We start from the raw sequence: 12,364 nt of genomic DNA on the forward strand, positions 1-12,364 counted from the left end.
ACCATAAGCGGCCGTTACCGCAGCAACGGATATGTACACGGTCCATTACAACCAACTCAAACCCCACACAACGAACGCAGCAACCCGGTATCCAGATGCCGCTCTACCAAGTCCGCCAACCGCTCAATATCCCGCTCCCGCAACCCGTGATAATCCACCTCCTGCACATCCTCCAACCCCGCCCACCGCAACAACGCACTACATGCAGCCGGCGTCTCAAACACCCCGTGCAGATAGGTCCCGAGAACCTGCCCATCCTCACTCTGAGCCCCATCCAGGCGCCCATCGTCCAACTGCACCGCAGCCCGCACCAAGCCAGCGCCACTGGTTACACCCGCGTGGATCTCATACCCACTCACCTCGGCCTCCTCCAGCAACAACCGCCCCCGCACGTTACGCAGCTGCTTCTCCTCCTCCAGGGTCGTACTGAACGCCAACAACCCCAGCCCAGCGCTAGAACCACAAGGCCCTTCCAACCCCAGCGGGTCGTGCACCTGCTCGCCGAGCATCTGCAACCCACCACAAATCCCCAGCACCTTCCCGCCATAACGCAGATGCCGAGCCACCGCCGTGTCCCACCCGTTGGCCCGCAAATACGCCAAATCACTGCGCACACTCTTCGAGCCCGGCAAAATAATCAGGTCCGCCGCAGGAATCGCCTGCCCCGGCCCCACAAACTGCAAATCCACCTGCGGGTGCAAGCGCAACGGATCAAAATCCGTGTGATTACTGATCCGCGGCAATACCGGCACCACCACCTTGAGCACCTGCGCCGCCTTGTCGATCTGGCGCTGGTCGATGCCGTCCTCGGCCTCCAGGTGCAAATCCATCACATACGGCAACACCCCCACCACCGGCTTGCCCGTGCGCGCTTCCAGCCAATCCAGCCCCGGCTGCAACAACGCAATATCCCCGCGAAACCGGTTGATGATGAAGCCTTTGACCCGCGCCTGCTCGGTCGGCGACAACAATTCCAGCGTACCCACCAGGTGCGCAAACACCCCGCCACGATTGATGTCGGCAATCAGCAGTACCGGGCAGTCCACTGCCTCGGCAAAGCCCATGTTGGCAATATCATTCGCCCGCAGGTTGATCTCGGCCGGTGAACCCGCACCCTCGACCATCACCACCGGATACGCCGCACTCAAGCGCGCATGGGAGGCAAGCACCGCCTGCATCGCGATGGCTTTGTAATCGTGATAGGCCACCGCATTCATGGTGGTCACGGCGCGCCCATGGATAATCACCTGGGAGCCCGTGTCACTGTTGGGCTTGAGCAATACCGGGTTCATGTCGGTATGGGGCGCCAAGTTCGCGGCCTGGGCCTGCACCGCCTGGGCCCGGCCGATCTCGCCGCCTTCGGCAGTCACGGCGCTGTTGAGCGCCATGTTCTGCGGTTTGAAGGGCACCACCGGTATGCCCTGGCGCACCAGCCAGCGGCAGAGTGCGGTCACCAGCGTGCTTTTGCCGGCGTCAGAGGTGGTGCCCTGCACCATCAAGGTACTCATGAGGCTTCCTTGTAGGCCTTCAGTGCCTGTTCCAGCCGCAACCAGTCGGCCTCGGTATCCGGCAGGCCGAAACGCAGGCTGCTGTTGTCGACAAACAAGCGCAGCAGAATGCCGCGCTGGGCCATGAATTCATGCAGCTGCTCAGCCCGGTCCGTGATCATCCACTGGAACAACGCGCAGCCGCCCTGGGGCCGCAAGTCGTGGCGTTCAAGCACATCAAACAGGCGCTGGCTGGCCGATTCGCAACGCAGCCGCTGTTGCGCATGGCCGGCGGTATCGCGCAGGCATACTTGCCCAAGCACCCGCGTCGGCCCGCTGACGGCCCACGGCCCCACCTGTTCGGCGAGCAGCTTGAGCAGCTTGCGCTCGGCCAGCACGAACCCCAGTCGCACTCCGGCCAGGCCGAAGAATTTGCCGAACGAGCGCAGCACGATCAGGCCGACTTGATGGGCCTGGCCCGCCAGGCTCAGTTGCGGGGTGATGTCCATGAAGGCTTCATCCACCACCAGCCAGCCGCCGCGTTGGGCCAGGCGAGCATGCCAGTCCAGCAGGCGTTGCGGCGTCAGGCTCAGGCCGGTGGGGTTGTTGGGGTTGACCACCACCAGCACGTCGAGGCTGTCGAGGAAGAAGTCGACTTCCTGCTCCAGCACTTCGCGCACGATGTAGCCGGCGCGACGCCAGGCTTCAGCGTGTTCGGCGTAACACGGCGACAGCACACCGACCTTGCCGGCCCGGCGCAGGCGCGGCAATAACTGGATCGCGGCCTGGGAGCCGGCCACCGGCAATACATGGGGCGTGCCGTAATATTCACAGGCAGCCTGCTCCAGGCCGTCGTCGTTTTCAGGCAGGCGCGCCCAGGCCCGCAGCGGGATTTCCGGAATCGGAAACGGCCATGGCGCCAGGCCGCTGGACAGGTCCAGCCAGTCTGCTTCTGGAATGCCGTACTGCATCGCCGCCTTGCGCAAGCGGCCACCGTGCTCAAGCATAAAACTCAGCCCCCACACACAGGATCAGCAACCACAGCCACACGCCGCGTTGCACCAGTTGCCAGCCACGCTCGATGGAATCCGCATCCGCCGGCGGGCCTTCGCCCAGTGGCGGGCGCTGGTGCAGCTCACCGTGATAAATCGCTGCACCGCCCAACTCCACGCCAAGGGCACCGGCACCCGCAGCCATCACCGGGCCGGCGTTGGGGCTGTCCCAGGTCGGGCCCTGGGTGCGCCAGCATTTGAGAGCCAGGCGGGTTTTGCCCAGCAGCGCGTAGGTCAACGCCACCAGGCGTGCGGGAATGTAGTTGAGCACGTCGTCAATCTTCGCCGCGGCCCAGCCAAAACGTTCAAAGCGCTCATTGCGATAGCCCCACATAGCGTCCAGGGTGTTGCTCAGACGATAGAGCACCACGCCGGGCACGCCAGCGACCACAAACCAGAACAGCGCCGCAAATATCGCATCGCTGCCGTTTTCCAGCACCGATTCGGTGGCCGCACGGGCAACTTCAGTGCGGTCCAGCTCGCTGGTCTGGCGACTGACCAGGTAGCTGACGCGTTTGCGTGCCTCGTCCAGGTCATCGCTGCGCAATGCTTGCGCTACCGGCAGCACGTGCTCGCCGAGGCTACGCATGCCGAGGGCGCAATACAATGCGAGGATTTCCAGGACCCAGCCGATGTAGGGCGCCCACGACAGCGCCGTGGCCAGCAGGGTCAGCGGCACCACCGCGATCACCCAGGCGGTGACGCCATGGCTGCGCCAGCCCCGACCGCCGGAGTTGAAACGCTGCTCGATGCGCCCGGCAAAATTGCCGAACGCCACCAGCGGATGCCAGCGCCTGGGCTCGCCCAGCAGCGCATCCAGCGCCACGGCAGCGACACTCAGCAAGGCCACACTCATTGACTCACTCCCCAAACATTCTCGTACAACATGTCACTAAGCGGCCGTGGTTCGGTCCAGCCTTCGAGCTGCAACATCGGTGCCGGGTAGAACTCGGCCACCGGGCCCAGGCACAACACGGCCAACGGCTTGGCACCGGGCGGCAGGCCCAGCAGATCGGCCAGGGCCTGGGGCTCGAACAGCGAGACCCAGCCCATGCCCAGCCCTTCGACACGAGCCGCCAGCCATAGATTCTGAATCGCACAGGACAACGATGCCATGTCCATTTCCGGCAAGGTGCGGCGCCCGAAGATATGCCGCTCGCGGTCGTCCATCAAGGCAGCCACCAGCACTTCGGCGCAGTCGTTGATGCCTTCGACCTTGAGCTTCATGAACTGGTCGGAGCGCTCGCCGAGAGCCTCGGCGGTGCGTACGCGTTCTTCTTCCACTAGCTGCTGGATCTGGCCGCGCAGGTTGCGGTCGCTGATGCGGATAAAACGCCAGGGCTGCATCAAGCCGACGCTCGGCGCCTGGTGCGCGGCTTGCAGCAGGCGATGGAGCAATTGCGGCGCCACGCTGCCACCGCTGAAGTGCCGCATGTCGCGGCGTTCGGCGATAGCGCGGTAGACGGCTTCGCGGTCGGCTTCCGGAAAGGCGTTGTCAGTCATGGCCTCATCGCGGGCAAGCCCGCTCCCACAGTAGATTGCGTTTCAACTCGGTCAACTGTGGGAGCGGGCTTGCCTGCGATGGCGGTCTCAAGGCTTGGCGCAAACAAGGCAGCCACCGCCATCGGGTTGGACGGGAAATAAAAGTGCACGTAGGAAGCCGTCATCCGGCCCTGACGATAAACCGCCTCGGCACCGCGCCCGCCATTCGGGCTCAGGCCCCGGGCAATCGGCTGCCACTCGGTGCTGGTCAGCGAGTGATGGTAGGTGTGACCGCGCAAGAGGCCTTCGGGCAGTTCGACGTTTTGCAGGGCCAGTGCCGCCAGACGCTTTTGCATCACGGCGTCGCCCTGGAGCAGGCCGACCAGTTCGGCACGGGTGCCGTCGACATCGGTGAGTGAGTCCAGCAGATAGAGCATGCCGCCGCATTCGGCCAGCAGTGGCTTGCCAGCAGCGTGGTGGGCGCGGATGGCGTCGAGCATCGCGGTATTTTCCGACAGCGCCTGGTGATGCAATTCCGGATAACCGCCGGGCAGGTAGAGGCTGTCAGCTTCGGGCAATGCGCGGTCACGAATCGGCGAGAAGAAGCGCAGCTCGGCGCCCATCGCTCGCAACAGGTCGAGGCTGGCGCCGTAGGTAAACGCGAAGGCTTCGTCGCGGGCCACGGCGATGCGCACGCCGGCCAGCAACGGTTGGGCCTCGATCACCTCGGGCGCAGCGAATTCCACCGGCGGTGGCAGCGCTACCTCACAGCTGCTGCCCAGGGCCTGGGCGGCGGCGTCGAGGCGCAGGTCGAGGTCGTTCAATTCGCTGGCCTGCACCAGGCCAAGGTGGCGGCTGGGCAATTCGATCCCGGTTTCCCGGGACAGTGCGCCGTACCAGCGCAGGCCTTCGGTCAGGCTGCCTTCAAGCAGTTGCGCATGGCGCAGCGTGCCGACGCGGTTGGCCAGCACGCCGGCAAACGGCAGGTCCGGCTGGTAACGCGCCAGGCCCAATGCCAGGGCACCGAAGGTCTGGGCCATGGCCGTGCCATCGATGACCGCCAGTACCGGCACGCCAAAATACCGCGCCAGGTCGGCGCTGGACGGCGTGCCGTCGAACAGGCCCATCACGCCTTCGATCAGGATCAGGTCGGCTTCCCCCGCCGCTTCCCACAGCAATCGGCGACTTTCCTGCTCGCCGACCATCCACATGTCCAATTGATAGACCGGCGCACCACTGGCGCGCTCGTGGATCATCGGGTCGAGAAAGTCCGGGCCGCATTTGAACACTCGCACCTTGCGCCCCAGGTTGCGGTGCAAACGGGCGAGCGCGGCGGTGACGGTGGTTTTGCCCTGGCCGGACGCCGGTGCGGCGATCAGCACAGCAGGACAGTGACGGGGCTGATTCAAAGTTCGATGCCTTTCTGCGCCTTGATACCCGCCTGGAATGCATGCTTGAGCATGCCCATTTCAGTCACGGTGTCGGCCATTTCGATCAATTCGGGTTTCGCGCCACGGCCGGTGACCAGCACGTGTTGCATCGGCGGGCGCGCCTGCAGGTCGCTGAGTACCTGGTCCAGGTCGAGGTAGCCGTGCTTGAGGGCGATGTTCAGTTCATCCAGCACCACCAGGCCGATGGCCGGGTTCTGCAGCATTTCCCGGGAGACCGCCCAGGCGGCTTCGGCGGCCACGATGTCGCGGGCGCGGTCCTGGGTTTCCCAGGTAAAACCTTCGCCCATCACGTGGAAGCGCACCTGCTCGGGGAAACGGCGGAAGAACAGTTCTTCGCCAGTGCTGTTGCGGCCCTTGATGAACTGCACCACGCCACACTGCATGCCGTGGCCCATGGCCCGGGCGAGCATGCCAAAGGCCGAGCTGCTCTTGCCTTTGCCATTGCCGGTAAGCACCAGCAGCAACCCGCACTCGTTCGGTGAATTGGCAATGCGCTCGTCAATCACGGCTTTTTTGCGCAGCATGCGCGCCAGGTGGCGTTCGTCACGATCGGGGGATTCAGTCATGGCAGCTCTCCGTTGGGGCTGGACAAAAACGGCGGGCAGGAAAAAGACACATACAGACAGCCAAGCATCGCCCACCGTGATGCTGTTGGATGGATCAGGCCGGTCTCCGGGCTCATGAGTGGCATTGGATGCCGAAGGTGCGCCTTCCCATATCGCGGGCGATACAGTGGCTTAAGGCACCGTCTTGACTCATTTACCGTTGCGGGGGCAGCGCCGGGATCGTGGCAGCACTGTAGAAAAATGCGCTCACTCACCGGCTTCCCTGTTTCACTCAGTCGGCGCGTACGCCACAGAGCACCTGAAACAAGCCGCGAAGGTTAGTGGGTTGGGGGTGGAGCGTCAATTAAAGCCGGACATGCGCGTGAACCATCGGGCCGCTGCGCGCCTCTACCGCTACAGGTATTAAGGAGAAAACCATGCACAAGACCCGACTTGCCCTACTGATCATGCTCGCCGCCACCCTCGCCGCCTGCGGCGAAAGCTCTACCCTGCAAGTGTCCGACGGCACCGGGCCCTCGCCCAAACTGCCGGAACCGAATAAAACCCTGATCCCCACGGTGAATATCGCCCCGGCCATCGGCTGGCCCGAAGGCACCAAGCCAACGGCGGCGGCAGGCACTCAAGTAGCGGCGTTTGCCGAAGGCCTGGACCATCCGCGCTGGCTGTATGTGCTGCCCAATGGCGATGTGCTGGTGGCAGAAACCAATGCGCCACCCAAGCCGGACGATTCCAAGGGTATTCGTGGCTGGGTGATGGAGAAAGTCATGGGCCGCGCCGGGGCCGCCGTGCCGAGCCCCAACCGCATCACCCTGCTGCGGGACGCCGACCACGACGGCATAGCCGAAACCCGCACGGTGTTCCTGGAGAACCTGAACTCGCCGTTCGGCATGACACTGGTGGGCAGCGACCTGTATGTGGCCGATTCGGACAAGCTGCTGCGCTTCCCCTATCAGCCAGGCGAAACCTCGATCAAGGAAGCCGGCACCACGGTGACCGACTTGCCGGGCGGCAGCATCAACCATCACTGGACCAAGAACGTGGTCGCGAGCCAGGACGGCAGCAAGTTGTATGTCAGCGTGGGCTCCAACAGCAACGTCGCGGAAAACGGCCTGGAAGCCGAACAAGGCCGCGCCGCGATCTGGGAAGTGGACCGCGCCACCGGCCAGCACCGCATCTTCGCCTCCGGCCTGCGCAACCCCAACGGCATGGCCTGGGAACCGCAAAGCGGCAAGCTGTGGACGGCGGTCAATGAGCGCGATGAAATCGGCAGCGACCTGGTGCCGGACTACATCACCTCGGTCAAGGATGGCGCGTTCTATGGCTGGCCCTTCAGTTACTACGGGCAGCACGTGGATGTGCGGGTGAGTCCGCAGAACCCGGAACTGGTAGCCAAGGCGATTGCCCCGGACTACGCGGTGGGCCCGCACACAGCCTCCCTGGGACTGACCTTTGCCGACGGCAGCAAGCTACCGGCACAATTCAGCAATGGCGCGTTTATCGGCCAGCATGGTTCTTGGAACCGCAAGCCCCACAGTGGCTACAAGGTGATCTTCGTGCCGTTTGAAGGCGGCAAACCCAAAGGCCAGCCGGTGGATGTGCTGACCGGGTTCCTCAATAGCGATGAGAAAGCCATGGGCCGCCCGGTCGGCGTGGTGATCGACAAGCAAGGGGATTTGCTGGTGGCGGATGACGTGGGGAACAAGGTGTGGCGAGTGTCGGCGGCTAAATAGCCAGCTTCGCAAACACCGCAAAACAAATGTGGGAGCGGGCTTGCTCGCGAATGCAGTGTGTCAGTCAGCTTGTTGTCGACTGATCCACCGCATTCGCGAGCAAGCCCGCTCCCACATTTGGTTTCGTGTTTTCCTAGGGGTTTCGTGCCAGGTGCTCGGCTGGCAACACACGCTTGGCGCTCAGGTAGGCGTTTTGCCAATAGGCTTTGGACAGCGTGTCCAGCTTCACCGTACCGCCGGTTTGCGGCGCATGCACAAAGCGCCCTTCTCCCACGTAGATCCCGGCGTGGCTGACCTGCGAGCCGCCACCCGTGGCGAAGAAGATCAGGTCACCGGTCTGCAGGTTGTTTTCGCTCACGTCCTGGGCGCGCATCACGATCAGCTCGCGGGTGGTACGTGGCAAGGAGATGCCCGCCGCGTCACGGTAGACGAAACCGATCAAGCCACTACAATCAAACCCCGAGTCCGGCGTGTTGCCGCCCCAGCGATAAGGCGTGCCGACCAGGCCCAGCGCACGAAAAAGCACGTCTTCGGCCGCAGGCGAGAAACTTTGGGTGGCATAGGTGTTGAACACCGGCTTGGGCTTGACGGCCACGGGAGCAGGCGGAGGACGACTTGCGCAGGCGCTGAGCAGCGCGGCGCAAACGAGAAGAATTAGGCGGGCCGAGGTCGACATGGGCAGAACAATCCTGATCTGGATGCGGCTTTCGCTGCCGAACGTTGAAAAACAGAACGCGCAAGCAAAGCTCGCGCGATCAATTTACAACAATGTCCAGGGATTCTAGCGCTTACACGTCAAACTTCAAGTATCACTTTAACTTTACTTGCTGGCGGTAACGGTAGTCGGGGCCATCGCCAGGGCGCGCTTGGCTTCGATGAAGGTTTTGCTCCAGTAGCTGTCACCCAGGTTGTCGACTCGCACACCACCGCTGCGGCGGCTGCTGGAGTGGATAAACTGGTTGTCGCCCAGGTAGATACCGGCGTGGCTGACACGACCACGGCCAGCCGTACTAAAGAAAAGCAGATCACCGGGCTTGAGGTTGTTCCGCGCGACCAACGGTGCATCCACGTTGATCATTTCGCGGGTGGAACGCGGCAGGTTCATGCCGGCTTCTTCGCGGAACAGGTAGCCGATGAAACCGCTGCAGTCGAAACCGGCTTCAGAGGTACCGCCGAAACGATAACGGGTACCGATCAGGGACATGCCGCGTTCGAGAATGCTGTCGGCCAGAACGGGAAGCTGGTAAGGCTTGGCGCCGGCGAAGTCGGCGAGTTCTTTTTCAGTTGCGATCTCTTCCTGATAAACAGTGGAAGACTGCGACGCAACGAATTTTGCCTGGGACTGCTGTACTGGTTTTTGCTGCTCAGCCACGTTTTGAGTGTGGGTGGCGCAACCAAACAACAGGGTAACGAGTGCGAGAGGCACGAGGGGTGCGAAGCGATTTAGCATGGGCACGACCGTGGCTGATGTGTAAAGAAGCCGAGACTATGCCTTCTATCACATCGATTTGCAAATTCAATCGTGATCTATGTGACTTCTTGTTTGGACTATGACATCTAAGCCCTTAACACCCTATGCCAGCCATTTGCGTGGCCAAAACGGCCCAAACGCAGGTTTTCTGGCGCCTGTAATTTGCCGAAAGCCCCGGTTTTAAAGGGCTGGCTACCAGCCCAGGGTTTCTTTGAGGAAGGGAATAGTCAGCTTGCGCTGGGCTTGCAAGGAAGCCTGGTCGAGCTGTTCGAGCAAGTCGAACAGTGCGCTCATGCTGCGTGTACCGCGAGTGAGAATAAAATGCCCGACTTCATCGGTCAGGTGCAACCCGCGGCGCGAAGCACGCAGTTGCAGGGCCCGCAGTTTGTCTTCGTCGGACAACGGGCGCATCTGGAAAATCAGCGCCAGGGTCAGCCGCGACTTCAAGTCCGCCAGCTTCACCGGCAGCTCACGTGGCGAGGTGGAGGCGGCAATCAACAAACGCCGGCCGCTGTCACGCAAGCGGTTGAACAGATGGAACAGTGCCTCTTCCCAATCTGCCCGCCCCGCCACTGCCTGCAAATCGTCCAGGCAGACCAGTTCGTATTGTTCGAGGTTGTCGAGGATCTCGATACCGCGGTCCAGCAGCTCCGCCAGCGGCAGGTACACCGCCGGTTCACCCATCTGTTCGAAGCGCAGGCAAGCGGCCTGTAACAAGTGGGTACGCCCCACGCCGTGCTTGCCCCAGAGGTAGATCAAGCTTTCGGTCCACCCGGCGTCGGCTTCGCAGAGCCGCTCGACATAGCCGAGTGCAGCGGCATTGGCGCCTGGGTAGTAATTGATAAAGGTGGCGTCGTCACGCAGACGCACACCTAGGGGCAGCTGAATCGGTTTCATGCTGACTGAACGGTTCCAATCGAACCGTTAGTGACCTCTGTGTAAAGTTTGCAAAGTTTATACCCGTGACGCCGGGCGCACAATGCAGCAGACCACAAGCAAAATCAAAGGTTTGCGTTAACTTGTTGGATTTGGTGAGGAATGTTTGACGCAATGGCGAAACGCCAGAGCCGATAAATGACAAACCCGGCCTTGAGCCGGGTTTGTGATGCTGCGGTTATAACTCCGGTTCGTCGGTTCCGGCGTACATGTCCGAGTCCTTGTACAAGTCGTGCACATGGCGCACCAGCACCATGATCACCGCCGCCACCGGCAGCGCCAGCAGGATGCCGGTAAAGCCGAACAGCTCGCCGCCCGCCAGGATCGCAAAGATCACCGCCACCGGATGCAGGCCGATCCGGTCGCCCACCAGCAACGGCGTCAGCACCATGCCTTCCAGGGCCTGGCCGACCATGAACACCGCGACGATCCCGAGCATCGGGTACAGGTCGCCGTGGAACTGGAACAACCCGGCCACCAGCGCCGCACCGATACCAATCACGAAGCCCATATAAGGCACGATGGCTGCCAGGCCGGCGATCAGGCCGATCAACAGCCCCAGTTCCAGGCCGATCGCCATCAACCCCGCCGCGTAGATGATCCCCAGCGCCAGCATCACCAGCAACTGGCCACGGACGAAGGCGCCGAGCACCTCATGACACTCCTCGGCCAGGGAGACAATGCGCTCCTCACGGTCGCGCGGCAGCAGGCCGCGGATCTTGGCCATCATGATGTCCCAGTCCCGCAGCAGGTAGAACGCCACGACCGGGATCAGCACCAGGTTGGTCAGCCAGCCAATCAGCGCCAGGCTCGAAGCCGTCGCCTGGCTCAGCACCACGCCGACAATGTCGGTGGTCTGGCCCATGTGCTCGCTGATGGCCGCCTTGACCTTGTCGAACTTCCAGAAGCCGTCTGCCAACCCCAGCTTGGCCTGCGCCCACGGCATGGCCGTGTGTTGCAGCCAGTCGAGCATCTGCGGCGCCAGCTCATAGAGCTTGAACAGCTGCTTGGCCAACATCGGCACCAGCACCAGGACCAGCGCCGTGATGATCAAGGTGAACAACGCAAACACCGCCACCACGCCCCAGGTACGTGACAGGCCGATCTTTTCCAGGCGATCCACCACCGGATCGAACAGGTAGGCCAGCAGTAACGCGACCAGGAACGGCGTCAGGATCGAATGCAGCAGGAACACAAAAACGCACAGCAGGACAATCCCGCCAAGCCACACCCAACGACGCGTATCCGCCATAAACCACTCCCTCTGTTATTTGCTTCCTGCTTCTATATAAGAAGGAAGAACACTTACCAATGAAAACGTAGCTGCGGCGTCGGCTCGACCGGTGCCGGTTGCGCGCCTTCTACCACCGGCTGCGGAGCCGGAGCTTCACCTGCCGGGATTTCCTGCAACTTGGCCAGGCTCAACTGGGTGCGCAGCTGCTCGGCGCTGCCATTCACCCGATAAACGATGCGAGTGCCGTCCACGCGCACTGGCTGGGCACCGAACGGTTCCAGCAGATGGCCGAGGGCGGCGTAATGCTCGAGATTCATGCCCTGCACTTCCAGCAACTGATCACTGGTGGCAGCGCCGGCCTTGACCGCAAAGCGTGGTGCCAGGCGTTCGCTGACGGCCAGCAGCACGGCGTCAGCCAATGCGGCAGTATCAGTGCCGGTGGCGGTGCCCTGCTCGCTTTTATCCCCCAGCCACAGGCGCCATTTGGCCGACCATTGGCCGCCATCTTCGCGAGCATGCACCGCCAGCAAGGCATCGGCCCCATAACGCTCGGACGCGGCGCGCAGCGGTGTGGCGTCAGGGCTTTCAAGATTCGGGGCGGTGGCGACGATCTGTTCGTCCAGGTCACCCAATGGCAGACGCAGCGGCAAACCACGATGCTGGGCCGCGCGGCGCAGCGGCCGGGCGACGGCCTGGCCATCACCGACCAGGCTGCTGCCTTCCACGGAGTCGTTCAGCCACCAACCGAGGATCGATGGCCGATTGCTGCCCCACAGCGCCAGGCCCGCGCCACGCAACGCGCGGTCGGTGCTGACCGGGTCGAAATCCACCTGCAGGCTTTCCGGCGGGCCGGCGTCGTAGCCATACTGACTGATGATTTGTTGCGGGTCTTTGCGGATCGCCGCCAGGCCCGGGCCATCGGCGGCCTTGGCGTCGCCGGTCAGGCGGATCACCA

At 62.8% G+C, this 12,364-nt stretch carries 12 protein-coding genes and 1 riboswitch; of the genes, 1 reads left to right on the forward strand and 11 read right to left on the reverse strand.

Annotated elements, in window-relative coordinates; genetic code table 11:
- Positions 1-56: 56 nt before the first annotated feature.
- Genes HX786_RS30580 through cobO form a run of 6 tightly spaced genes read right to left on the reverse strand, consistent with a single transcriptional unit; the run spans position 57 to position 6,038 of the window.
- Entirely contained in the window at positions 57-1,508 is a 1,452-nt protein-coding gene (locus tag HX786_RS30580; RefSeq protein WP_177022925.1) for a cobyric acid synthase, read from the reverse strand.
- Entirely contained in the window at positions 1,505-2,494 is a 990-nt protein-coding gene (gene cobD / locus HX786_RS30585; RefSeq protein ID WP_003210755.1) for a threonine-phosphate decarboxylase CobD, read from the reverse strand. Before cobD ends, HX786_RS30580 begins: the two co-directional genes overlap by 4 nt.
- The gene (gene cbiB / locus HX786_RS30590; RefSeq protein WP_003210754.1) at positions 2,487-3,395 is read right to left on the reverse strand and encodes an adenosylcobinamide-phosphate synthase CbiB; all 909 of its coding nucleotides are present in this window, start codon (positions 3,393-3,395) and stop codon (positions 2,487-2,489) included. Before cbiB ends, cobD begins: the two co-directional genes overlap by 8 nt.
- Positions 3,392-4,042 carry a 5,6-dimethylbenzimidazole synthase gene (bluB, locus tag HX786_RS30595; RefSeq protein ID WP_003210753.1) on the reverse strand — a complete coding sequence of 217 codons (651 nt, stop codon included), beginning with the start codon at positions 4,040-4,042 and terminating at the stop codon, positions 3,392-3,394. Before bluB ends, cbiB begins: the two co-directional genes overlap by 4 nt.
- Positions 4,039-5,430 (reverse strand): cobyrinate a,c-diamide synthase, encoded by a 1,392-nt coding sequence (locus tag HX786_RS30600; RefSeq protein ID WP_178913036.1) that lies wholly within the window; start codon positions 5,428-5,430, stop codon positions 4,039-4,041. Before HX786_RS30600 ends, bluB begins: the two co-directional genes overlap by 4 nt.
- Positions 5,427-6,038 (reverse strand): cob(I)yrinic acid a,c-diamide adenosyltransferase, encoded by a 612-nt coding sequence (gene cobO, locus HX786_RS30605; protein WP_003210751.1) that lies wholly within the window; start codon positions 6,036-6,038, stop codon positions 5,427-5,429. Before cobO ends, HX786_RS30600 begins: the two co-directional genes overlap by 4 nt.
- Before the next feature lie 79 nt (positions 6,039-6,117).
- Positions 6,118-6,355: riboswitch (cobalamin riboswitch) on the reverse strand.
- Between the two features lie 99 nt (positions 6,356-6,454).
- On the opposite strand from cobO, the gene HX786_RS30610 reads away from it, so the two are divergent.
- Entirely contained in the window at positions 6,455-7,768 is a 1,314-nt protein-coding gene (locus HX786_RS30610; protein WP_178913037.1) for a sorbosone dehydrogenase family protein, read from the forward strand.
- A 133-nt stretch (positions 7,769-7,901) separates the two neighbouring features.
- Here the strand turns inward: HX786_RS30610 and HX786_RS30615 are convergent, their stop codons facing one another.
- From HX786_RS30615 to HX786_RS30635, 5 genes are all read right to left on the reverse strand, one after another.
- Complete coding sequence (locus HX786_RS30615; RefSeq protein ID WP_003210749.1) at positions 7,902-8,444, reverse strand: C40 family peptidase; 543 nt, start codon at positions 8,442-8,444, stop codon at positions 7,902-7,904.
- 144 nt (positions 8,445-8,588) lie between these two features.
- On the reverse strand, positions 8,589-9,218 hold the full coding sequence (locus tag HX786_RS30620; protein ID WP_003210748.1) for a C40 family peptidase: 630 nt from the start codon (positions 9,216-9,218) through the stop codon (positions 8,589-8,591).
- Between the two features lie 213 nt (positions 9,219-9,431).
- Positions 9,432-10,136 carry a DnaA regulatory inactivator Hda gene (gene hda / locus HX786_RS30625; RefSeq protein WP_003210747.1) on the reverse strand — a complete coding sequence of 235 codons (705 nt, stop codon included), beginning with the start codon at positions 10,134-10,136 and terminating at the stop codon, positions 9,432-9,434.
- A gap of 217 nt (positions 10,137-10,353) precedes the next feature.
- Complete coding sequence (locus HX786_RS30630; RefSeq protein WP_003210746.1) at positions 10,354-11,427, reverse strand: AI-2E family transporter; 1,074 nt, start codon at positions 11,425-11,427, stop codon at positions 10,354-10,356.
- Positions 11,428-11,480: 53 nt separating this feature from the next.
- On the reverse strand, positions 11,481-12,364 hold an 884-nt coding region (locus HX786_RS30635; RefSeq protein ID WP_178913038.1), incomplete at its 5' end, for a DUF2066 domain-containing protein.

This window comes from Pseudomonas sp. 21615526, assembly GCF_013386245.1.
Classification (GTDB): domain Bacteria; phylum Pseudomonadota; class Gammaproteobacteria; order Pseudomonadales; family Pseudomonadaceae; genus Aquipseudomonas.

Bases quoted from the DNA above. Each gene is read 5' to 3' on its own strand.
- HX786_RS30620 (WP_003210748.1), bottom strand. From the start codon at position 9,218: ATGCTAAATCGCTTCGCACCCCTCGTGCCTCTCGCACTCGTTACCCTG.
- cobD (WP_003210755.1), bottom strand. From the start codon at position 2,494: ATGCTTGAGCACGGTGGCCGCTTGCGCAAGGCGGCGATGCAGTACGGC.
- HX786_RS30580 (WP_177022925.1), bottom strand. From the start codon at position 1,508: ATGAGTACCTTGATGGTGCAGGGCACCACCTCTGACGCCGGCAAAAGC.
- hda (WP_003210747.1), bottom strand. From the start codon at position 10,136: ATGAAACCGATTCAGCTGCCCCTAGGTGTGCGTCTGCGTGACGACGCC.
- bluB (WP_003210753.1), bottom strand. From the start codon at position 4,042: ATGACTGACAACGCCTTTCCGGAAGCCGACCGCGAAGCCGTCTACCGC.
- cbiB (WP_003210754.1), bottom strand. From the start codon at position 3,395: ATGAGTGTGGCCTTGCTGAGTGTCGCTGCCGTGGCGCTGGATGCGCTG.
- cobO (WP_003210751.1), bottom strand. From the start codon at position 6,038: ATGACTGAATCCCCCGATCGTGACGAACGCCACCTGGCGCGCATGCTG.
- HX786_RS30615 (WP_003210749.1), bottom strand. From the start codon at position 8,444: ATGTCGACCTCGGCCCGCCTAATTCTTCTCGTTTGCGCCGCGCTGCTC.
- HX786_RS30610 (WP_178913037.1), top strand. From the start codon at position 6,455: ATGCACAAGACCCGACTTGCCCTACTGATCATGCTCGCCGCCACCCTC.
- HX786_RS30630 (WP_003210746.1), bottom strand. From the start codon at position 11,427: ATGGCGGATACGCGTCGTTGGGTGTGGCTTGGCGGGATTGTCCTGCTG.